The sequence below is a fragment of the Vibrio sp. Vb1026 genome (assembly GCF_033338745.1).
Lineage (GTDB): Bacteria > Pseudomonadota > Gammaproteobacteria > Enterobacterales > Vibrionaceae > Vibrio > Vibrio alginolyticus.
In genome coordinates this window covers 61796-81917 of the sequence record NZ_JAWOTH010000019.1, presented here as the reverse complement: position 1 = coordinate 81917, position 20122 = coordinate 61796, and the positions used below count along the sequence as shown (strand labels likewise).

Annotated in this window: 23 protein-coding genes and 2 tRNA genes; 5 read left to right on the top strand and 20 right to left on the bottom strand. The window is 45.4% G+C overall.

Annotated elements, in window-relative coordinates; translation table 11 throughout:
- The 5 genes from R7E47_RS21000 to mutY all read right to left on the bottom strand — a co-directional run bounded on the left by R7E47_RS21000 (position 1) and on the right by mutY (position 2904).
- Positions 1-76: transfer RNA gene (locus tag R7E47_RS21000), tRNA-Thr, on the bottom strand.
- A 66-nt stretch (positions 77-142) separates the two neighbouring features.
- A tRNA-Phe gene (locus R7E47_RS20995) sits at positions 143-218 on the bottom strand.
- Positions 219-318: 100 nt separating this feature from the next.
- Complete coding sequence (gene mltC, locus R7E47_RS20990; RefSeq protein ID WP_005381001.1) at positions 319-1458, bottom strand: membrane-bound lytic murein transglycosylase MltC; 1140 nt, start codon at positions 1456-1458, stop codon at positions 319-321.
- 77 nt (positions 1459-1535) lie between these two features.
- The gene (locus R7E47_RS20985; RefSeq protein ID WP_005381002.1) at positions 1536-1808 is read right to left on the bottom strand and encodes an oxidative damage protection protein; all 273 of its coding nucleotides are present in this window, start codon (positions 1806-1808) and stop codon (positions 1536-1538) included.
- 19 nt (positions 1809-1827) lie between these two features.
- Positions 1828-2904: an A/G-specific adenine glycosylase gene (gene mutY / locus R7E47_RS20980; protein WP_318085043.1), complete on the bottom strand. Its 1077-nt coding sequence runs from the start codon at positions 2902-2904 to the stop codon at positions 1828-1830.
- A 203-nt stretch (positions 2905-3107) separates the two neighbouring features.
- On the opposite strand from mutY, the gene trmB reads away from it, so the two are divergent.
- The 3 genes from trmB to glsB all read left to right on the top strand — a co-directional run bounded on the left by trmB (position 3108) and on the right by glsB (position 5892).
- Complete coding sequence (gene trmB, locus R7E47_RS20975) at positions 3108-3827, top strand: tRNA (guanosine(46)-N7)-methyltransferase TrmB (protein WP_005384506.1); 720 nt, start codon at positions 3108-3110, stop codon at positions 3825-3827.
- Between the two features lie 17 nt (positions 3828-3844).
- Positions 3845-4873: a TRM11 family SAM-dependent methyltransferase gene (locus R7E47_RS20970; protein ID WP_005384509.1), complete on the top strand. Its 1029-nt coding sequence runs from the start codon at positions 3845-3847 to the stop codon at positions 4871-4873.
- A gap of 98 nt (positions 4874-4971) precedes the next feature.
- Positions 4972-5892, top strand: coding sequence for a glutaminase B (gene glsB / locus R7E47_RS20965; RefSeq protein ID WP_005381007.1), 921 nt, complete (start codon positions 4972-4974; stop codon positions 5890-5892).
- A 92-nt stretch (positions 5893-5984) separates the two neighbouring features.
- On the opposite strand, the gene hemW is transcribed toward glsB, so the two are convergent.
- The 7 genes from hemW to R7E47_RS20930 form a co-directional block, all read right to left on the bottom strand.
- Positions 5985-7163 (bottom strand): radical SAM family heme chaperone HemW, encoded by a 1179-nt coding sequence (gene hemW, locus R7E47_RS20960; RefSeq protein WP_158174167.1) that lies wholly within the window; start codon positions 7161-7163, stop codon positions 5985-5987.
- Between the two features lie 18 nt (positions 7164-7181).
- Positions 7182-7784 (bottom strand): XTP/dITP diphosphatase, encoded by a 603-nt coding sequence (locus tag R7E47_RS20955; protein ID WP_158174166.1) that lies wholly within the window; start codon positions 7782-7784, stop codon positions 7182-7184.
- Positions 7785-7902: 118 nt separating this feature from the next.
- Positions 7903-8334 carry a DUF4426 domain-containing protein gene (locus tag R7E47_RS20950; protein ID WP_005381010.1) on the bottom strand — a complete coding sequence of 144 codons (432 nt, stop codon included), beginning with the start codon at positions 8332-8334 and terminating at the stop codon, positions 7903-7905.
- A gap of 128 nt (positions 8335-8462) precedes the next feature.
- Positions 8463-8753 (bottom strand): DUF167 family protein YggU, encoded by a 291-nt coding sequence (yggU, locus tag R7E47_RS20945; protein ID WP_005381011.1) that lies wholly within the window; start codon positions 8751-8753, stop codon positions 8463-8465.
- On the bottom strand, positions 8753-9310 hold the full coding sequence (locus tag R7E47_RS20940; protein ID WP_005381012.1) for a YggT family protein: 558 nt from the start codon (positions 9308-9310) through the stop codon (positions 8753-8755). Before R7E47_RS20940 ends, yggU begins: the two co-directional genes overlap by 1 nt.
- Before the next feature lie 52 nt (positions 9311-9362).
- Positions 9363-10181, bottom strand: coding sequence for a pyrroline-5-carboxylate reductase (gene proC / locus R7E47_RS20935; protein WP_213961260.1), 819 nt, complete (start codon positions 10179-10181; stop codon positions 9363-9365).
- 159 nt (positions 10182-10340) lie between these two features.
- Positions 10341-11042: a YggS family pyridoxal phosphate-dependent enzyme gene (locus R7E47_RS20930; RefSeq protein WP_042521292.1), complete on the bottom strand. Its 702-nt coding sequence runs from the start codon at positions 11040-11042 to the stop codon at positions 10341-10343.
- 28 nt (positions 11043-11070) lie between these two features.
- Here R7E47_RS20930 and R7E47_RS20925 point away from each other — a divergent pair, with 28 nt between their 5' ends.
- Together R7E47_RS20925 and R7E47_RS20920 are read left to right on the top strand one after the other, a co-directional pair.
- Positions 11071-12111 carry a type IV pilus twitching motility protein PilT gene (locus R7E47_RS20925; RefSeq protein WP_005381015.1) on the top strand — a complete coding sequence of 347 codons (1041 nt, stop codon included), beginning with the start codon at positions 11071-11073 and terminating at the stop codon, positions 12109-12111.
- 30 nt (positions 12112-12141) lie between these two features.
- Positions 12142-13248, top strand: a complete 1107-nt coding sequence (locus tag R7E47_RS20920) for a PilT/PilU family type 4a pilus ATPase (protein WP_005381016.1) — start codon at positions 12142-12144, stop codon at positions 13246-13248.
- Between the two features lie 61 nt (positions 13249-13309).
- Here R7E47_RS20920 and ruvX read toward each other — a convergent pair whose 3' ends face one another.
- The 8 genes from ruvX to metK all read right to left on the bottom strand — a co-directional run bounded on the left by ruvX (position 13310) and on the right by metK (position 20038).
- The gene (ruvX, locus tag R7E47_RS20915) at positions 13310-13735 is read right to left on the bottom strand and encodes a Holliday junction resolvase RuvX (RefSeq protein ID WP_005381017.1); all 426 of its coding nucleotides are present in this window, start codon (positions 13733-13735) and stop codon (positions 13310-13312) included.
- A 35-nt stretch (positions 13736-13770) separates the two neighbouring features.
- Entirely contained in the window at positions 13771-14334 is a 564-nt protein-coding gene (locus R7E47_RS20910) for a YqgE/AlgH family protein (RefSeq protein WP_005381020.1), read from the bottom strand.
- Between the two features lie 128 nt (positions 14335-14462).
- A complete protein-coding gene (gshB, locus tag R7E47_RS20905; protein WP_017635580.1) occupies positions 14463-15413 on the bottom strand; it encodes a glutathione synthase in 951 nt (316 codons plus the stop codon).
- Positions 15414-15426: 13 nt separating this feature from the next.
- On the bottom strand, positions 15427-16158 hold the full coding sequence (rsmE, locus tag R7E47_RS20900; protein WP_005381022.1) for a 16S rRNA (uracil(1498)-N(3))-methyltransferase: 732 nt from the start codon (positions 16156-16158) through the stop codon (positions 15427-15429).
- Between the two features lie 113 nt (positions 16159-16271).
- Complete coding sequence (endA, locus tag R7E47_RS20895; protein WP_005381023.1) at positions 16272-16967, bottom strand: deoxyribonuclease I; 696 nt, start codon at positions 16965-16967, stop codon at positions 16272-16274.
- A gap of 150 nt (positions 16968-17117) precedes the next feature.
- Positions 17118-17615, bottom strand: a complete 498-nt coding sequence (locus tag R7E47_RS20890) for a SprT family zinc-dependent metalloprotease (protein WP_005381025.1) — start codon at positions 17613-17615, stop codon at positions 17118-17120.
- Positions 17616-17683: 68 nt separating this feature from the next.
- Entirely contained in the window at positions 17684-18481 is a 798-nt protein-coding gene (locus R7E47_RS20885) for a DUF2189 domain-containing protein (protein WP_005381026.1), read from the bottom strand.
- Between the two features lie 402 nt (positions 18482-18883).
- Entirely contained in the window at positions 18884-20038 is a 1155-nt protein-coding gene (gene metK / locus R7E47_RS20880; protein ID WP_005381027.1) for a methionine adenosyltransferase, read from the bottom strand.
- Positions 20039-20122 lie beyond the last annotated feature (84 nt).

Sequence of the window (20122 nt, the reverse complement as noted above, 5' to 3'; positions counted from 1 at the left end):
TGGTGCCGACTACCGGAATCGAACTGGTGACCTACTGATTACAAGTCAGTTGCTCTACCTACTGAGCTAAGTCGGCACACTTTATTCTTTGTGCTTTTGTCCGTGTTATAACATTTCGTTAAGACACCAACAAATCAAATTGTGGTGCCCGGAGGCGGAATCGAACCACCGACACGAGGATTTTCAATCCTCTGCTCTACCGACTGAGCTATCCGGGCAACGGAGCGCTATTAAACGGATTTTCCCGCGTTGCGTCAACCACTTTTTTTAAATAATTTCAAAAAAGTGGTTGTTCGAACGCTTTTTATTCAACTGTCACTACAAAGTTTGCTTCGAGTTAAATTCCTTTTTGAAATTTGTAACTTTTTCTAGGTAGCGACGCGCTTCTGCGTTCGGGTGTTTCTTGGTTAACGCCCAATAAACTTGGTTGGGTTGCAATGAATTAAGATCTTGCATTGCGCGTTTGCGATCACTGCGATGAAATGTGTTTAAAACTCCTCCAGTACCGCCATTGTAAGCTGAAATCATGCTGTACTCGAGAGAGGTAGGGTGGCGGACTTCTCTTAAATAACGATTTTTTAAGATATAGAAATACGCAGTACCAGTATCTATGTTGTTTTCTGGATTAAACAAATATTCAGGGCTTGGTTGGCCCGAGCGCTTTTTCACGAGTTTGAACACATCTCGTCCCGCTGTTTTAGGTACAACTTGCATTAGGCCATATGCATTTGCCCAACTTACCGCGTATGGGTTGAAACTGCTCTCGGTTTTAATAATGGCGTATATCAAGTCTTCTGGAATGTCGTATTTCTTGGAAGCTCGACGCACGATATCGGCGTATTGGTAGCTGCGAGTTGAAAAGTGGTCTTCAACCATGGGAATTTCGACGTAATACGCTTTCTTGAAATCTACATTTTTGGTTTTTATTTTATTTGCGATGAGGTATTCCGCAAATCGGTTTGCCCGCCAAGACCATTGAATTGGCTTATTGTCTTGGTCGACAACTTGTTTATACAGGAATGGTTGCCCCTCTAACGTGATACCTTTAGAGGAGAATAAGTCGACGTGAGCGGGATCGTCTGGTGTTAATAAGGTGGTGACAATCGCGTCTTTTAGGTGTTTTTGGGGCTCTGTCGGTGATACGGTCTCTATCGTGATCACGCCTTTGCGAAAGTCGACCTCGGCGCGGCTAAGGTAGTTATCGATGTACTTAACGTAATTACTCTTGCCTGCGTACTTGATTTCTTTTTTACCCCAGCGCTTTTGAATATTGCCTGAAAAGCTATTGATTAAGGCATCTAGCGCCGCAGTATCTTTTTCAAATTGTCCTGGTAGCTCAGCTAAGTTATTGGCAAAACGGTTTGTTGGCTCGTAGTTGACGTCATAAATCTTTTCGACGAATTCACGGCTACAGCCTGCCATTAAAAGTGCGGCAGCAATAAAGACAATTTTTTTCATAAGTATCAGAGTTATTGAAGGTAATAGAAAAATGACACCACAAATGGTTGTGATGTCATTGTTTAACTCAAGCGACTTTATTCGCTCGGCGGTGTGTAACCTTCGATATGAACGTCTTTTCCTTCAAAGAGGAAATTTACCATTTCTGTTTCGATCAGTTTGCGGTGTTCTGGATCCATCATGTTGAGTTTCTTCTCGTTGATCAACATGGTTTGTTTGTGTTGCCACTGAGCCCACGCTTCTTTCGAGATGTTGTCGAAAATGCGTTTACCTAGTTCACCAGGGTAAAGTTGAAAGTCTAGACCTTCGCCTTCTTTCTTTAGTCGAGCACAAAATACAGTGCGGCTCATAATGACTCCTTGTATTCAATTAACGAAGTTCGTGGGGTAGCGTTTCCAGCAATAGTTTTACTGGCGCGGCTAAACCGACTTCTTCAGGTTTAGATAAGTTATACCAAAGACCTTTGTTGCCTTCCATTATCACGTCCGGTTGCTTTGATAAATCAATCAAAATTGGCGTGATATCTAGGTGGTAATGGCTGAATGTATGACGAAAGGTAATCAGTGTTTGCTTCTGTTTGATATTGCTGGCTTGAATGCCGCGTTGATCCAGTAGCAATTCAATGTCGCTTTCTGCATCCACATGTTCGGTTTGTGGGAAGCAGAATAAGCCACCCCAAATGCCTGTTTGTGGTCTTTGCTCCAACCACACCTCATGACAATTTTCGGTGTTGTGGTGAAGCATCACGAAACGAGTTTGCTTGATTGGCTTATCTTTCTTCGGTTTTTTGCCCGGGTAGTCGAGCACATTACCTTGTTGCTTTGCCACACACAGGTCAGCAACAGGGCAGAGGCTACATTTGGGTTTGCTGCGTGTGCAGACCATTGCGCCCATGTCCATCATTGCCTGGTTATACTTATCTACATCCGTTTGTGGGGTGTGCGTTTCGGCAATTTCCCACAGCTGGTTTTCAACCTTTTTTTGTCCTGGCCATCCTGCAACTGCGAAACAGCGGGATAGGGTGCGCTTCACGTTACCATCAAGAATCGCGTGTGGTTGTTTATACACAGACGATAAAATGGCGGCAGCGGTAGAGCGACCAATCCCCGGTAGGGCGTTCATTTTCTCTATATCAAGAGGAAACTCACCATTGTATGTAGAGGCGACCTCTTGTGCTGCTTTGTGAAGGTTACGGGCTCGGGCGTAGTACCCTAAGCCAGTCCAAAGGTGTAGGACTTCATCTTGCTCAGCATTGGCAAGATCGATCACGGTTGGAAAGCGCTCCAAGAAACGTTGGTAATACGGAATAACCGTAGTGACCTGAGTTTGCTGAAGCATAATTTCAGACAACCAGACACTGTATGCGGTCTTATTTTGTTGCCACGGAAGATCTTTTCTTCCATATGCGTCATACCATTCTAGGATGGCACTGGCGAAAGGTGTCACGACTTGCTCTGTATTCTATTATTGGTTAGGTGCAAAATTGCACCACATAATGGGCAAGAAGTACAACGGATAAACAGTAGGGATATAAAGAGGTGTGTCGTTGCTTTTGGGTTGCCATAGACCAAGAGCTCAACAAATACTTGCACCTAAGTAAATTCTTTGGATAATCCCCGCTTTGATTAATCAATGTGCAGGCAAAATCAATGAGTGAAGTAACCACTAACGAATACAACGAAGACGGAAAGCTGATCCGCAAAATCCGCAGCTTTGTACGCCGTGAAGGGCGTTTGACTAAAGGTCAAGAGAGCGCGATGAATGAATGCTGGCCTACGATGGGTATTGACTTCAAAGCTGAACTTCTCGATTGGAAAGAAGTGTTTGGCAACGATAACCCAGTAGTGCTTGAGATCGGTTTTGGTATGGGTGCTTCATTGGTTGAAATGGCAAAGAACGCGCCAGAGAAAAACTTCATCGGTATCGAAGTTCATAGCCCAGGCGTTGGTGCTTGTCTTGCCGATGCTCGCGAAGCGGGAATTACTAACCTGCGTGTAATGTGTCACGATGCGGTAGAAGTATTCGAACACATGATCCCAAATGGCAGCTTATCGACACTGCAATTGTTCTTCCCAGACCCTTGGCATAAGAAGCGTCACCACAAGCGTCGTATTGTTCAATTAGGTTTTGCGGAAATGGTGCGTGAGAAGCTTATCCCTAATGAAGGTATTTTCCACATGGCGACCGACTGGGAAAACTACGCAGAGCACATGATTGAAGTGATGAACCAAGCGCCAGGTTTCGAAAACATTGCTAAAGATGGTGATTTCGTTCCTCGTCCAGACGATCGCCCGCTAACGAAGTTTGAAGCTCGTGGTCACCGTCTTGGTCACGGTGTTTGGGATATCAAATATAAGCGTATTGCGTAACCAGAGGAGTTCATGGGATGTACCATTACGCGATATTAGCGAATCCGGGTCATAACCGAATTTACTTTGATAGCGCAATGACCATTGCCTGTTCTGAGCTAAAAGCAATTTTAGCTTCACAAGGCGTGGATGTGACAGAAATTGGTAGTAAAGACGTTGGCTTACCTGCTGCGTTGGTGTTTTCTTGTCAGGAAGCGCTAACCGATGAGCAGGCGCGAAGAATCGCAGCCTCTTCGATTTACTATGCGCTATTTGAAGTGCGCGAAGATGGTTTACTTCGACCAGTTCAAGCGCCCGTATTTAACACTTTCCCGGAAAGCATGAGCCAGATTTTGCGCTACACCGGGAAAACAAATGAGCAGTTTACCCGTTTGATGGTGAATATCGGCATTAGTGCGTCCAATACGGGAAGTGAACAACTGACCTTAATGGATCCAATGTGTGGTAAAGGTACAACCTTATTTGAAGGCTTGATCCACGGTTTGAACGTGGTAGGGGTTGAGATCAACGCCAAGTGGGTGCAAGAGATCCAAACCTTTATTGTTAAGTTCATGAAGAATGGCCGCTTTAAGCACAAAGTGAGCAAAGAAAAGCGCACTGCGGGTGGCAAGAAAGTGGCGGATGGTTTCGTGGTTGAAGCTGCAGCAAATAAAGAAGATTACAACCAAGGCAATCTTCAGTTTATGAAGCTGTATTCGGCTGATACTCGTATCGCTGATCAAGTCGTGAAAAAGAACTCAGTTGATGTGATGGTGTCTGACTTGCCTTATGGCGTGCAGCACGGCAGCAAAAATGCCAAGGACAGCAAACTGAACCGCAGTCCACTAGAGCTTTTAAAAGAGGCTCTGCCTGCATGGAAAGTGGTATTGAAAAAACAAGGTTCAGTGGTGTTGTCTTTCAATGAATTCACATTGAAATGGAAAGATGTCGCGGCATTATTTGAAGAGCAAGGTTGGAAGGTACTTTCAGAAGAGCCTTACATCGGTTATCTTCACCGTGTTGATCAATCTATCAACCGCAATATTATTGTGGCAGTAAAACCATAATCGACTTGAGTCGAACGAACCCTATGGAAAAGCCAACGACACGTTGGCTTTTTTTACCTCTGAGCTCAACGAGTTCTCTTGTAAATAGAAGGTAGAGAATGAAACCGACAGTGGAAATTTTGACAGATATTTTGGCGGAAGTACGCCCTTTAATCGGCCAAGGTAAAGTGGCTGATTACATTCCTGCTCTGGCAAAAGTACCCAGCAACAAGTTAGGTATTGCGGTATACACCAACGAAGGTGAGGTTATTAAGGCGGGTGATGCCGATGAACCTTTCTCTATCCAATCTATTTCAAAAGCATTGAGCTTGACGTTAGCGATGTGCTTGTACAAGCAAGAAGAAATTTGGTCTCGAGTGGGAAAAGAGCCTTCGGGGCAGGCATTTAATTCGCTAATTCAGCTAGAAATGGAGCAAGGTATTCCTCGTAATCCATTTATAAATGCTGGAGCGATAGTAGTGGCAGATTTGTTACAAACTCGCTTATCTGCACCTCGTCAGCGCCTGTTGGAATTTGTGCGTCAGCTTTCTGGTGATACCCATATTGTGTATGACAAAGTCGTTGCGGCATCCGAAATGATGCATGGTGATCGTAATGCGGCGATTGCATATCTCATGCGTTCGTTTGGCAACTTCGAAAATGAAGTGATTCCAGTACTACAAAACTACTTCCACGCTTGTGCGCTGAAGATGAGTTGCGTTGATTTGGCTAAAACGTTTAGCTATTTAGCAAACAAGGGCACATCGGTACAAACGGGTAAGCCTGTAGTTTCTCCTGTGCAAACCAAACAACTTAATGCACTGTTAGCAACGTGTGGCTTGTATGATGGCGCGGGCGAGTTTGCTTATCGCGTTGGTATGCCTGGTAAGTCTGGTGTTGGTGGTGGCATTATTGCGGTAGTACCTGGTGAAATGACCATTTCAGTATGGTCTCCAGAGCTTGATCCTTCAGGTAACTCGCTTGCTGGTACTAAGGCGCTTGAGCTGCTCTCAGAGCGAATTGGCCGTTCAATTTTCTAATGTTGGAAATGTGTCAACCTTATTTAGGACGGCACACAGTTTCTAAATAAAAAGCCTCTCAATTGAGAGGCTTTTTTTGTTTTGGGGTTGCGTTACTCTTCGCTTTCTTCGGCCATAAAGGCTTCGAGCAAATCATTAAGGAAGAGCTTCCCTTTTTCAGTAATTTGCCAGTGGGTAGGCGTTTCACTCAGGTAGCCCATTTCTATCGCCCAGTTGATGGTTTCTTGAATCGTACTGAGCGGTAAGCCCGTGGTGTCTACATAATCTTGCTTCGGACAGGCTTCGATTAAGCGGAATCGGTTCATAAAGAACTCGAATGGACGATCTTCATCCACGACGACATGTTCTGTATGCAGATAAGGTTTGACCATATTTTGATAAGCCGCTAAATAGCCTCGCGGGTGTTTTACCTTTGTCGTTCGAATAATACGTCCGTCGGTAAAACTGAGTTTGCCATGAGAGCCACAACCGATACCAAGGTAATCACCAAAGCGCCAGTAGTTGAGGTTGTGCTGACACTGATAGCCCGGCTTACTGTAACCGGAGATTTCATACTGCACATAACCCGCAGCTGCAAGTTTTTGGTGTCCGAGCTCGAAAATATCCCACAAGTCATCATCGTCAGGTAGCGTTGGTGGCTTGTAGTAAAACATGGTGTTTGGTTCGATGGTCAGCTGATACCAAGACAAGTGCGGCGGTGCCAACTCAATCGCTTTGTCCAAATCTGCCAAGGCTTGTTCGATGCTTTGATCAGGTAAGCCGTGCATGAGATCGAGGTTAAAGCTGTTCAAACCGATTTGGTGCGCCAGCTTAGCAGCATTGACGGCTTCGTCTTGGCCGTGAATGCGCCCCAAACGCTCAAGCTTCTGCTGCTCAAAGCTTTGCACGCCGATAGAGATACGCGTTACCCCGGCTTTACGGTAGCCAACAAAACGCTCTGCTTCGATGGTGCCTGGGTTCGCTTCCATGGTAATTTCGATTTCAGGCTTGAACGGAATACGCGCTTCAATGCCCTTAAGTAGACGCTCGATACCTTCTGCCGAAATCAAACTCGGCGTACCACCACCAATGAAGATTGAATGCAGTGAACGTGGCGCTTCGTTAAGGCGGTATTTCTCAATGTCGGTATCCAAGTCTTCAAGAAGGGCATTGATGTACTCTTCTTCTGGGATCTCGGCTTTAAGAGCGTGAGAGTTAAAGTCGCAATAAGGGCACTTTTGTACACACCACGGGATGTGTACATACAAGCTCAGTGCTGGGGGCGTTAACATGGTCTAATTCGCTCGCGATTACTGAGACACTTGCTCAGACAGTTGAGCAAACAACGACTTGAGTGCTTTACCGCGGTGAGACAGTTGCTTCTTACGTGCTGGCTCAAGTTCGGCAGACGCGCAGTTGTCTTCAGGAACGAAGAAGACTGGGTCGTAGCCAAAGCCATTTTCACCGTGTGCTTCAGTTAGAATGCGACCTTCCCATTTACCGTGACAAACGATAGGGGTTGGATCGTTCTCGTGACGCATCAAAACCAATACGCAGTGGAAGCGAGCGGTGCGATCTGCTTCTGGTACGCCTTCCATTGCTTTAAGTAGCTTCTCTAGGTTCTCTTGGTCAGAGGCTTTTTCACCCGCGTAACGTGCAGAGTAAATGCCCGGAGCGCCTTTTAAGAAATCGACTTCTAATCCAGAGTCGTCTGCAATGGCAGGAAGCCCTGTTTCTTGTGCGGCATGGCGAGCTTTAATGATTGCGTTTTCAATGAAAGTTGTACCCGTTTCAGCTACTTCCGATACATTGAATTCACTTTGCGCTAATACTTCAAAGCCGAAGTCAGACAACAAATCTGCCATTTCACGAACTTTGCCTTGGTTACCAGTTGCTAGCACAATTTTTTTCATGGGAATCTCTTTTAATAGTGATAGAGGAGAACAAATCGTTCTCCTCTAGATATTCTTTAACTAATAAGTGGTTTTTAGCCTGCTTAGATCCAAAAGCTTTTGGAACATCACAACCCAATTACTCTTCAACATAAAACTTCTGGGTGAATTTAAGCTTACCTGAGCCTTTGTTTCCAGCTTTTACGTCAATATCGAAAGTAAAAGTTTCTTCGTGGGTAATTGGCAGTTCGGCTAAATAGTATATCGCATTGCCTTCTTTGACTTCACGAAAGGTCAAGGTCTGAGTTTGGCCGATAAGGTTCTTCGCGCGTCCAGCAATTTTTGCTTCTAATGCTGGCTTACCCAATGAAGCTCTATCTAACACGCTAATATTAACCACAGCGAGGTATCCATTACGTTTGATATCGTAGCTACGTGCGACTTTGGGTGTTAGGAATGTTGAGTTAAACGCGACATAGTGGACTTCGATATCTTTCATATTTTTAAACTGATCGGCGAAGCTTGGTAACGACAACAGGCTAATCAGTAATGCGGTAATCCATTTGCTCATTGTTACTTCCTCAAAGCACTTGTTATAAAACAACCATAGCTGCAATTTTACCTTGGTCAGGGGGTAAAAAATGCGTACTCAGTCGTTGGTATTAGTAAGTGTGGTACAAAATCGTAAATAAAAAGCCATCATATGATGGCTTTAATTTCTGTCGGTATCTGGGTAGGCGATTCTATCCGAATTTGTTTGTGCCGTCCTAATTCACCTTTTTCTATGTGAACCAAGCCCTTAGCGATTTTAAACTGCTTGGCTAAGAACTTAGTTAGGTGTGCATTAGCTTTGCCATCGACAGGTGGAGCAGTAATGGCGATTTTTAGCTCTTCACCATGCAAGCCAACGATTTTATCGCGGCTAGCTTTAGGTTGAATATAGAGCTTCAGGATGATGTCCTCACCATCTTGCCAAACTGCAGCTGACATTATAGCTGGAACCAAATTGGACCAATGATATCGCCCATTAAGAAGTTCGCGAACTGCAAGCCGATAAATAACACCAGTACGCTTAAATCAAGACCACCAATAGCCGGAAGAATACGACGGATTGGAGCGCACATTGGCTCGGTCAGTTGATGGAATACGTACTCGATAGGGCTGCGGCCTTGGCTTACCCAGCTCAAAATTGCACGGATCAATAGTACCCAGAACAATAGGCCACCTGCGGCTTTGATTAATGATAATAAGCCCAAGAATAAGAAGTCAGCGCTGAAAGAGACGGAACCGTTCGAAGCTATTAGGATAAGCACGACAAATTTAAGCACACACAACACGTAGGCAAACAACACGGTTGCTAGGTCAATATTCCCCACGGAAGGGATAACGCGGCGCAATGGACCAATGACCGGCTGAGTCGCTTTTACTATAAATTGCGAGAATGGGTTGTAGAAGTCTGCGCGCGCAGCTTGCAACCAAATTCGCAAAATTACGACCATGATGTACAGGTCAAATAGGGTTGAGATGAGAAAACTCATTGAATTCATAAGGTACCCTTAACAAGTGATGGATGATACTAAACGGAGTTCATCCAAATAATTAAAACAGTTTTTCCATTTCTTCCGCGCGAGCCACAGCAGCTTGCATGGCTTTAGCGACAATATCTGAAAGTTGATGTTCGTTGAATGTACGCAGTGCTTCTGCCGTTGTCCCACCTTTCGAAGTTACGTTCTCACGCAGGGTCGATAGCTCAGTTTCTGGGTTGCTAACCACCATACTGGCCGCGCCCAGTGCCGCTTGCTGAACCAATAGTCGAGCGATCTCTTTATCAAAGCCTTGCGCAATCGCTTCTGCTTGCATCGCTTCCATAAACAGGAAGAAGTATGCTGGAGCACTGCCCGCTGCGGCAATCACATTATTGATGCCAGACTCTTGCTCAACCCAACATACTTTACCGACCGCTTCCATTAACTCTGCGGCAAAAGCTTTGTCGTGCTCGGTTACATGAGTTGGTGCGAACAACCCACTCATACCCAACCCAAGTTGTGATGGCGTATTTGGCATAACACGAACCAAGTTCAATTTGGTGGCTAGCATATCATCCAATCGTGAACAGTTGATGCCTGCGGCAATAGAAATCACCAGTTTATTAGTGAAATCGATCGATTGCAGTGGTTTACAGACATCAGCCATCATTTGCGGTTTTACAGACAATACCACCACATCCGCCTCGGTCGCAGCTTGGATGTTATCGCTGGTGGTACGGATGCCAAAATCTTGTTCTAGCAGAAGGCGGCGAGCCTCTGAAGGAGCTGTCGCGGTAATGTTTTGCGCTGGGTATCCGTTAGCAACCAAGCCTGAAACAATGGCTCTCACCATGTTGCCAGCACCAATGAAGGCGATTTTTTTATGTTCCATTTGTCTGATTTCCATCATGATATTTAGAATTTGTTGTGCGCCCAGGTGTATAATGGCGCCGCTGTTACTTACTGCTCCTATTGGCGAGTAAGATGATTGCGCATTTACGCTCTAACGATTGACGACATAACTTATGTCGCGAGTGAGCGTTTTGTTGATTTAGCTGTAGTCTCGTGCGCCGAAAATAGCGGTTCCAATACGAACCATTGTACTACCAGCTTCGATTGCAGCGGTCATATCACCACTCATTCCCATTGATAATGTATCGATTTCTGGGAACTGTGCTTCGAGTGTTTGCTTCAACGTAGCCAACTTCTGAAATTCACGGAGTTGTGATTCGTAGTCAGACACGTTGGCAGGAATCGACATCAACCCTCTTAAAGTGAGGTTGGGTAGGCGAGAAATCAACTCCGCCAGCTCGAATACTTCCGCTTCAGTGACGCCAGATTTAGATACCTCACCACTGGTGTTAACCTGAATCAGAACTTGTAGCGGTTTAAGTTCGCTTGGCCGCTGATCATTCAGGCGTTGAGCAATCTTGGTTCGATCGATGGTGTGAACCCAATCGAAATGTTCAGCAACAAGTCGCGATTTATTCGATTGAATCGGGCCAATGAAGTGCCATTCGATTCGATTATCTGGATAATGCTCGGCAAAGTGCTGAACTTTACTGACGCCCTCTTGAACGTAGTTTTCACCAAAGGCGGTTTGTCCCGCTTGGTAGGCTTCGAGAATTGCCTCGACAGGTTTAGTTTTGCTTACCGCTAGAAGTTGCACTGACTCTGGAGTTCGACCACATTTTTGCTCGTCATATCGAATTTGAGAGGTGATATGTTCAATATTTTGTTGAATACTACTCATAGCTGTACTTTAGACTTAAGGATTTTAAATGGATATCACTGAGTTACTGGATTTTAGTGTAAAACATAATGCCTCGGATCTACATCTTTCTGCAGGTGTCCCACCAATGGTTCGTATTGATGGGGATGTAAGAAAACTAGGCATTCCAGCGTTTACACACCAAGAAGTGCATCGTTTGGTTTTCGAAATCATGAACGATGCCCAGCGCAGTGAGTTCGAAGAAAAACTCGAAGTCGATTTCTCTTTTGAGTTGCATAACGTTGGCCGTTTCCGTGTCAACGCTTTCAACCAATCTCGCGGTTGTGCGGCAGTATTCCGTACCATTCCAAGTAGCATTCCAACTCTGGAAGAGCTAGAAGCGCCAGAGATCTTCAAAAAAATTGCGAACGCTGAAAAAGGCTTAGTTCTGGTCACTGGCCCAACAGGTTCAGGTAAATCGACGACCTTAGCAGCCATTGTTGACTACATTAACCGTAATCACAACAAGCACGTACTCACAATTGAAGATCCGATTGAATTTGTTCACAACAACAATAAATGTTTGATTAACCAGCGTGAAGTTCACCGTGACACCCATAGTTTCCAAAACGCACTGCGCAGCGCATTGCGCGAAGACCCAGACGTTATTCTGGTTGGTGAGATGCGTGACAAAGAAACCATCAGCCTTGCCTTAACGGCGGCAGAAACGGGTCACTTAGTTTTCGGGACGTTGCACACCAGCTCGGCGGCAAAAACCATTGACCGTATTATCGATGTGTTTCCTGGTAGTGATAAAGATATGGTTCGCTCGATGCTATCTGAGTCCCTTCGTTCGGTTATCGCGCAAAAGCTTCTGAAGCGTAATGGTGGTGGCCGTATTGCATGCCATGAAATTATGATGGCAACGCCTGCGATTCGCAACTTGATCCGCGAAGACAAAGTCGCGCAGATGTATTCGATCATTCAAACAGGTGCGGCTCACGGCATGCAAACCATGGAGCAAAATGCTCGTCAGTTAATGGCGCAAGGCATGGTTGCTCGTGAAGAGGTCGATAGTAAGATCGGATTAGAAGTGCAGCAATTCTCGTAACGTTCATACAGATAATGGTGAATACGGAAGATGGATCTAGATAAATTTCTCGAAGGCATGCTGGCGCTGAAAGCGTCGGATCTTTACATCACGGTTGGAGCGCCAATTCTATTTCGTGTGGATGGCGAATTGCGTCCGCAAGGGGAAAAACTTACCGAGAGCGATGTGGCTGCATTACTCGACAGCGCTATGGAACCAGATCGGCGTCAGGAATTTCGTAAAAGTCGCGAGTCGAATTTTGCCATTGTGAGAGATTGTGGTCGCTTCCGTGTGAGTGCCTTTTTTCAACGCGAGTTACCAGGCGCAGTGATTCGTCGTATTGAAACCAATATTCCTACTTTTGAGCAGTTAAAGTTACCGTTAGTGTTGCAAGATTTGGCGATAGCTAAGCGTGGTTTGGTGCTGGTGGTCGGTGCTACTGGATCGGGTAAATCGACCACCATGGCGGCGATGACAGGCTATCGAAACAGCAATAAAACCGGGCACATTTTGACGGTCGAAGATCCGATCGAATTCGTGCATGAACACAAGCGCTGTATCGTGACTCAACGCGAAGTTGGGTTAGATACGGAAAGCTATGAAGTTGCGCTTAAAAACTCGCTGCGCCAAGCACCAGATATGATTTTGATTGGTGAGATCCGTAGCCGTGAAACAATGGAATACGCGATGACCTTCGCCGAAACGGGTCACCTGTGTATGGCAACGTTGCACGCCAACAATGCAAACCAAGCTTTAGAGCGCATTCTTCACTTGGTACCGAAAGATCAAAAAGAACAATTCTTGTTCGATTTGTCGATGAACCTAAAAGGCGTGGTTGGTCAGCAGCTGATCCGAGATAAAAATGGGCAGGGACGTCATGGTGTATTTGAGATCTTGCTAAATAGCCCACGTGTGTCGGATTTGATTCGTCGCGGAGATTTACATGAGTTGAAGTCAACCATGGCTCGCTCAAATGAGTTTGGTATGCTGACGTTCGATCAATCTCTTTATAAGTTAGTGATGCAAGGTAAGATCAGCGAAGAGGATGCACTACATAGTGCCGACTCGGCGAATGATCTGCGCTTGATGTTGAAAACGCAGCGTGGTGAAGCATTCTCTACGGGCAGTTTGGCGAACGTTAAGATCGATATGGATTAATCCAATCCAGAAACAAAAAAGGTTGGCAGGAGCCAACCTTTTTTCATTGTGCTTGAAGTGTTTACTCACCCCAAAGGGCTTCAAACCAGCTTTCTAGAATCACCACTGCTGACTGGCAGTCAACATTACCTTTCGATAGGGCTTTGTAGCCGCCCATGCTGAACAACTCCGCACGAGCTTCTGCTGTAGATAAACGCTCATCATGCAGTTCAACTGGCAATCCGTATCGGCCTTGCAGACGCTTAGCAAATTTTCGTGCACGAGGGGTTATGGTCTCAAGGTCTTTACCATGCAGATCGGTCGGTAAACCGACCACTAGCAAATCTGGTTGCCACTCTTTGATTTGCTTTTCGATATCGTCCCAGTTTGGAATACCGTCATTGGCTTTAAAGGCTTTTAATGGGGAAGCTGTACCAGTAATTTCTTGGCCAATAGCGCTACCAATGCTTTTGGTTCCAAAGTCAAAAGCCATAATTGTGCGTGACATAAGGTGTCTCTATCTAATGTAACTGTATATTTGGACTAAGCATGTCCAGAGTCTGCTGAAAGGTGACTTGGGTCGATGCCCAGCTTTTCGACCGCTTTCTTCCAACGCTCGTTGATTGGTGTATTAAAGATAATTTCAGGCGTCGCTTCAATGGTGAGCCAAGAGTTTTCGACCAGCTCACTTTCTAATTGGCCTGCACTCCAACCGGAGTAGCCAAGTGCCACTAAGTAATCACTTGGTTCTGCTTCTGTTCCTAACACCGACAGAATATCACGCGAAGTGGTTACCGCGAGGTCATCGGTCATTTGGACGCTGGACTCGTAGTAATCTTTGGGTTTATGCAAAATAAAGCCACGATCTTCCGAGATTGGGCCGCCATTGTAAACTGGTCTATCTAGACTGGCTTCAAATAGGCGCGGGTGTACTGGCTGAACTTCCACCTGCTTGAGCATGTTGCCGACGGTGATATCAACAGGAGCATTGATCATCAGCCCCATAGCGCCGTCTTCGTTGTGCTCACAAACGTAGATCACGCTGTTTTGAAAGTACGGATCTTTCATCCCAGGCATGGCAACCAAAAAGTGATTTGTGAGATTCATACTCATACTGACCCTTAACTCTCGTAAATGCCCTTAAGCAAACATCATACAGTTTATCATCTAGGTATGTGCATGAGTTTGCTTAAGTTAATGTACTACGCTCTCTATTAACTGTAATACAGTTTGAGTTATTCGCCTTTTACTCGACGCTCAATCGCATCCATCAGCTTGCCTGTGATTGAGATATCAAAAGCTGCTTCAATTTCGCGAATACAGGTTGGGCTGGTGACGTTGATTTCTGTTAGCTTGTCGCCAATTACGTCAAGGCCAACAAAGATAAGGCCTTTTTCTTTCAGTGTCGGGGCAACGGTTTGCGCAATTTTGAGGTCGGTTTCGCTTAGCGGACGAGCTTCACCAGTACCACCAGCGGCTAGGTTGCCGCGCGTTTCGCCTTTAGCAGGAATGCGTGCTAGACAGTAAGGCATAGGTTCGCCATCTACCACTAGGATACGTTTGTCACCGTTGCTGATGTCTGGCACGAAGGTTTGTGCCATTGCGTAGTTTTGACCGTGGTTAGTCAATGTCTCGATGATTACAGAGACGTTTGGATCGTTTTCTTTTACACGGAAGATGGACGCGCCACCCATACCATCAAGCGGTTTCAGGATGACATCACCATGTTTTTCACGAAATTCTTTAATTTTCTCTGCTTTTCGCGTCACGATCGTTGTAGGTGTCAGCTCTGGGAACCATGCTGTAAACAGCTTTTCGTTACAATCACGTAAGCTTTGAGGCTTGTTAACGATCAGTGCACCTTGTTCTTCTGCACGCTCAAGGATGTAAGTCGCGTAGATGTATTCAGTATCAAACGGAGGATCTTTACGCATTAGCACCGCGTCTAGCTCAGACAGTTTGATAGTTTGCTCTGATTTGAACTCGTACCAACCGTTTGGATCTTCTTTTAGTTCTACCACTTTAGTATCTGCAATGGCAACGCCTTGATCGAGATGCAGATCATTCATTTCCATGTAGTGGATTTCATAGCCGCGTCGTTGCGCTTCAAGCATCATGGCAAAGCTAGAGTCTTTTTTGATGTTAATGGACGAGATTGGGTCCATTACGATACCGAGTTTGATCATTATTTTTCTCCGTTTAACCAAGATCGCCGAAACGAACTTGTAAGGCTGTAATTGCTGTCAGAGCCGCTGTTTCGGTACGCAGAACGCGAGGGCCGAGTAGCGTTTCTTCAAATTGGTATTCTCGAGTCATCTCGATTTCTTCAGACGATAAACCGCCTTCAGGACCGATCAGTAGGCGCACTTTTTCAACCGGGGTTGGCAAAGTGTTGATTGAGTATTTAGCACGAGGGTGAAGGTTAAGCTTTAAACCATCGTACTCTTCTTTACACCACTCTTCCAAGCTCATAATTGGACGAATTTCGGGCACGACATTACGCCCACATTGCTCACAGGCACTGATGGCGATTTTCTGCCATTGCGCGAGTTTTTTCTCAAAACGCTTTTGGTCAAGCTTGACGCCACAACGTTCAGAAATCAGAGGAGTGATGGTATTGACGCCAAGTTCAACAGACTTTTGGATGGTGAACTCCATCTTATCGCCACGTGAAATGACTTGACCAAGGTGCAGATCTAGAGGGGATTCAATATTGTTTTCTAAGCGCTCGGTGATGTTAACCAAAACTGATTTCTTGCTGACGTCACTGATAACCGCTGGGAACTCTGCGCCACTGCCGTCAAAAAGGAGAACGTCTTGGCCTTCTTTCATGCGCAAAACACGACCGATATGGCCTGCTGCGTCGTCACTTAAAGCAAGTGAGCCAAGTTGATGAATGGTTTCTGGATGATAAATTCGAGGGGTACGCATGAGATTTCCAGCAAGAGAATAAACTTAAACCCTAACATGGATGCTTTGCACCGAAAAAACAAGGGGCAAGAAGCGTTTCAATATCAGTAATTGAAACGCTTCGAGGTCGGAGGTTACAGTGCGCGGCAGGCTTCTTGAACAAATGGGTTGTGATTGCCCTGTACTTTTGCAATGCGCTCGTCACGCTCACATTCCCATTTATCGACAGGATAGGTTTTGTTCCAAGCACTCATTAATTGCGTTTGCTGCTTCGACAGTTTGAAACCGTACTCTTTGCTCATGTATAGATAGGTGCGAGCAATTGAGCCACGCGCACGGTCTGGTGGCATGACTTTACGCTGCTTAAAGTTCACTTGCATCTCACAGCGACCATAACTTACGCCATCCATACCGTTCCATTGGCTGAAGTTGTAGTTCGAACGGTCACCGTTTACTTCACCAATAGCAGGAGTTAGGTTGTGCAAGTCTGCTTCCATCAAACGAAAAGTTTCGTCTTTTTTCTTACAGTTTTTACGTCCGCCATCTTGCCAGCATTGACGCTGGTGGCCAAATTGCCACGCAGGAACAACGTGCTCCCATTCGATTCGTGCAGCCCGTTTTTCTTGTTTACGGACTTGGTAGCCGCAAGAGGCTAAATCGGGTAAGCCTTTCTTGCCTTGCCATTGAATGTTACAGCCACAGTAGAAGCTTGTTGGATGGTCTTGATAAATTTTGACCGCCTCACGTTTGGCAGCAGAGAATGAGCTCGGTGGCGCGGCAATCGCAGTGCTAGAAAGCGCGATAAGCAACAGAGAGAGTAAGTATTTCATGATAAAAGTCTTTATAAAGTATGACTTTATTCATGATAACACTCATAAAATAGCTTTAGTGATGAGTAAGTTAACAATAAGTGGCGAAGGGAAGGTTTTGATCAACTCGATTTTTATTTTGGGAACGCAAGTAACACTATGAGGTAAGGGCTACGATAATTGAATGCCGGTGAAGTTAAGTGGTTGGCGACATTTTTGACAAGAGTACGTCGCCTCTTTGCGCAGCACTTTATTATGACGGCGAATCGATAGAGGGTAGGTCATACAACCACAACGATACTCAAAGGTTTTACCTTGAACGGATTTTACTTCAAAGCTGTGAGTGGTTTTGGCTGGTACGTTAAATACGGCTTCCATGACGCCTTTCCATTCTTTACCGTGAGGCCTTACTCGCCCGTAAACCTGATAAGTAATCAGGTGTGCTACTTCATGAGGAATGACTTCATCTAAGAATGCTTGGGTGTTTTCGCGAAATAAAACAGGGTTTAGGCGTACTTGATTTAATTGAAGGTAGGCTTTTCCTGCCGCTTTCCCACGGACGTCGAAGGTGATTGTTGGAATCGGGAAAGAACGTTTGAAAGCTTGTTCCGCCATCGCGATACAGCCCGCCATCACTTGCTTGGCTTTATAGCTGAGTTCTATATCCACAATTCACCTCGATAAATTAAATAAAAAAGCCCCCGCATTTGCGAGGGCCAGATCATAGCATCAGTTAATTATGGTGTGTGTTTTTTCTTGATGGTGGCATGGTAAGCGTGCCATGTACCGTAGCCTAGAATTGGCATGGTAAACAACATTCCGATCCCGTAGGTCGCAAAGCCGATAAGAATACCGCCACAGATGATCGCTGCCCAAACAATCATTGCTGGAATGTTGGATTTCACTGCATTAAAGCTGGTAAATACAGCGGTCATCATGTCTACACGACGCTCCATCATGAGAGGAATAGAAAAGGCTGAAATGCTAAACACCACACAAGCCAAAACAAAGCCAACTAAAGAGCCGATGACAAGGAAGGGTAGGAACTCACTTAAAGGTGCCCCTTGAACAGAAGGGTAGAGTGCATGAAGTAGAGCGGCAATGCGCATCCAAAATATCATACACACTGCGAGTAACACGGCGAACGCCCATTGAGATGTTGAGTTACGACCGATCGCTTTCATTGAATGGAACAAGCTTGCTTTGTGTCCGCGCTCTCTCTCCCAACTGGCATCATACAAGCCCAGCGCGAGAAACGGACCGATTAACATGTAAACAATCAAACTGGGCATGACGACTAAGTGTGTGCCTTGCCACTGTACGAGCAAAACAATGCCTATCGCAGCAGCCATAAAACAGATGCCATAGAAAGCACTAATAAGCGGCATTCGCACGAAATCATGCAGACCTAATGCGAGCCAATGAAAAGGTGCAGAAAGATTGACCGTATTGCACGGTATGGTTCTGGCGTATTCGTTGTCTGGCACTTCCTTTCGTTTGTTGTGGAAGTCCGATGGATTAACAGTTCGAGGCATAACTCCTCCTTGATTTATTCCCACATTATCCGCTTATACCAACTGACAGCGGTTTTTGTTCAGTCAAACTTGAAGCGACTTTTTCAAGTTTACATCTGAGCATTGGCTTAGTTTGGTATCGGCCATAAAGATGCCTGACTCATGTCTTTACTTAAGTGTTGCTTCCACAGTCGCCAGCATCCGACGTCTCTATTTAAATTGGAGTTAACAATATTTTAACTATTGGCGGAGATGGGATAATTTACAAATAATTGCTTAAAATTTATTCGGTATAAAAATGAGGGAGAAACAGGACTGCTTTGTGGGGCAGGGCGGTATGAGCCGAAATGGCTGGATAAAAGTTGCTGAAAATAAAAAGCCCCCGCCATAGGCGAGGGCTTGATTGATTCTTGCTTGGCTTGATTATTTGATGCCAGCGAAATCGCGTAGAAGTGCAGCTTTGTCTGTCGCTTCCCACGGGAATTCTTCACGACCGAAGTGACCGTAAGCCGCTGTCTTCTTGTAGATAGGTTGAAGAAGGTTAAGCATTTCTTGTAGACCGTATGGACGTAGGTCGAAGAATTGACGAACCGCTTCAATGATGATGTCGTGAGATACTTTCTCAGTACCGAACGTTTCCACCATGATAGACGTTGGATCAGCAACACCGATTGCGTAAGAAAGTTGGATCTCACAACGGTCAGCCATGCCTGCCGCTACGATGTTTTTCGCTACGTAGCGTGCTGCGTATGCTGCACTACGGTCAACTTTTGATGGATCTTTACCAGAAAACGCACCGCCACCGTGACGAGCTGCGCCGCCGTAGGTATCTACGATGATCTTACGACCAGTTAGGCCACAGTCACCCATAGGACCACCGATTACGAAGCGACCGGTTGGGTTAATGAAGAAGTTTGTTTCTTTGTTGATCCACTCAGAAGGTAGCACTGGCTTAATGATCTCTTCCATTACCGCTTCACGCAGGTCTGAAGTTGAGATTGAGTCACAGTGTTGAGTTGAAAGAACAACCGCGTCGATACCAACGATGTTACCTTGATCGTATTGGAATGTTACCTGAGATTTTGCATCAGGACGCAACCAAGGTAGTGTGCCGTTTTTACGAACTTCTGCTTGCTTTTGAACAAGACGGTGAGAGTAAGTAATTGGCGCTGGCATTAGTACTTCAGTTTCGTTACAAGCGTAACCAAACATGATGCCTTGGTCGCCTGCACCTTGTTCTTTAGGGTCAGCTTTATCAACACCTTGGTTGATATCTGGCGACTGTTTACCGATTGTGTTTAGTACCGCACAAGAATCTGCGTCAAAGCCCATATCTGAATGTACGTAGCCGATTTCACGAACGGTTTCACGAGTTAACTCTTCGATGTCTACCCATGCTGAAGTCGTGATTTCACCACCCACCATTACCATACCGGTTTTAACGTAAGTCTCACATGCAACACGAGCCTTTGGATCTTGCTCTAGAATCGCGTCAAGAACCGCATCAGAAATCTGGTCTGCAATTTTATCTGGATGACCTTCTGATACTGACTCAGAAGTAAACAGGTGCTTAGCCATGTTAGCTCCACTATATCTGGTTTAAAACTGGGGAATGATAAACTCTCCAGCGCAAATTAATACTAATTTTTGTAGGTGTATCTA

Bases quoted from the DNA above. Each gene is read 5' to 3' on its own strand.
- metK (WP_005381027.1), bottom strand. From the start codon at position 20,038: ATGGCTAAGCACCTGTTTACTTCTGAGTCAGTATCAGAAGGTCATCCA.
- R7E47_RS20885 (WP_005381026.1), bottom strand. From the start codon at position 18,481: ATGCCTCGAACTGTTAATCCATCGGACTTCCACAACAAACGAAAGGAA.
- R7E47_RS20930 (WP_042521292.1), bottom strand. From the start codon at position 11,042: ATGAGTAGTATTCAACAAAATATTGAACATATCACCTCTCAAATTCGA.
- R7E47_RS20955 (WP_158174166.1), bottom strand. From the start codon at position 7,784: ATGAAAAAAATTGTGCTAGCAACTGGTAACCAAGGCAAAGTTCGTGAA.
- mltC (WP_005381001.1), bottom strand. From the start codon at position 1,458: ATGAAAAAAATTGTCTTTATTGCTGCCGCACTTTTAATGGCAGGCTGT.
- R7E47_RS20910 (WP_005381020.1), bottom strand. From the start codon at position 14,334: ATGAATCTCACAAATCACTTTTTGGTTGCCATGCCTGGGATGAAAGAT.
- R7E47_RS20950 (WP_005381010.1), bottom strand. From the start codon at position 8,334: ATGAGCAAATGGATTACCGCATTACTGATTAGCCTGTTGTCGTTACCA.
- R7E47_RS20920 (WP_005381016.1), top strand. From the start codon at position 12,142: ATGGATCTAGATAAATTTCTCGAAGGCATGCTGGCGCTGAAAGCGTCG.
- trmB (WP_005384506.1), top strand. From the start codon at position 3,108: ATGAGTGAAGTAACCACTAACGAATACAACGAAGACGGAAAGCTGATC.
- R7E47_RS20940 (WP_005381012.1), bottom strand. From the start codon at position 9,310: ATGAATTCAATGAGTTTTCTCATCTCAACCCTATTTGACCTGTACATC.
- rsmE (WP_005381022.1), bottom strand. From the start codon at position 16,158: ATGCGTACCCCTCGAATTTATCATCCAGAAACCATTCATCAACTTGGC.
- R7E47_RS20925 (WP_005381015.1), top strand. From the start codon at position 11,071: ATGGATATCACTGAGTTACTGGATTTTAGTGTAAAACATAATGCCTCG.
- ruvX (WP_005381017.1), bottom strand. From the start codon at position 13,735: ATGTCACGCACAATTATGGCTTTTGACTTTGGAACCAAAAGCATTGGT.
- hemW (WP_158174167.1), bottom strand. From the start codon at position 7,163: ATGTTAACGCCCCCAGCACTGAGCTTGTATGTACACATCCCGTGGTGT.
- glsB (WP_005381007.1), top strand. From the start codon at position 4,972: ATGAAACCGACAGTGGAAATTTTGACAGATATTTTGGCGGAAGTACGC.
- yggU (WP_005381011.1), bottom strand. From the start codon at position 8,753: ATGTCAGCTGCAGTTTGGCAAGATGGTGAGGACATCATCCTGAAGCTC.
- R7E47_RS20970 (WP_005384509.1), top strand. From the start codon at position 3,845: ATGTACCATTACGCGATATTAGCGAATCCGGGTCATAACCGAATTTAC.
- endA (WP_005381023.1), bottom strand. From the start codon at position 16,967: ATGAAATACTTACTCTCTCTGTTGCTTATCGCGCTTTCTAGCACTGCG.
- proC (WP_213961260.1), bottom strand. From the start codon at position 10,181: ATGGAACATAAAAAAATCGCCTTCATTGGTGCTGGCAACATGGTGAGA.
- gshB (WP_017635580.1), bottom strand. From the start codon at position 15,413: ATGATCAAACTCGGTATCGTAATGGACCCAATCTCGTCCATTAACATC.
- R7E47_RS20985 (WP_005381002.1), bottom strand. From the start codon at position 1,808: ATGAGCCGCACTGTATTTTGTGCTCGACTAAAGAAAGAAGGCGAAGGT.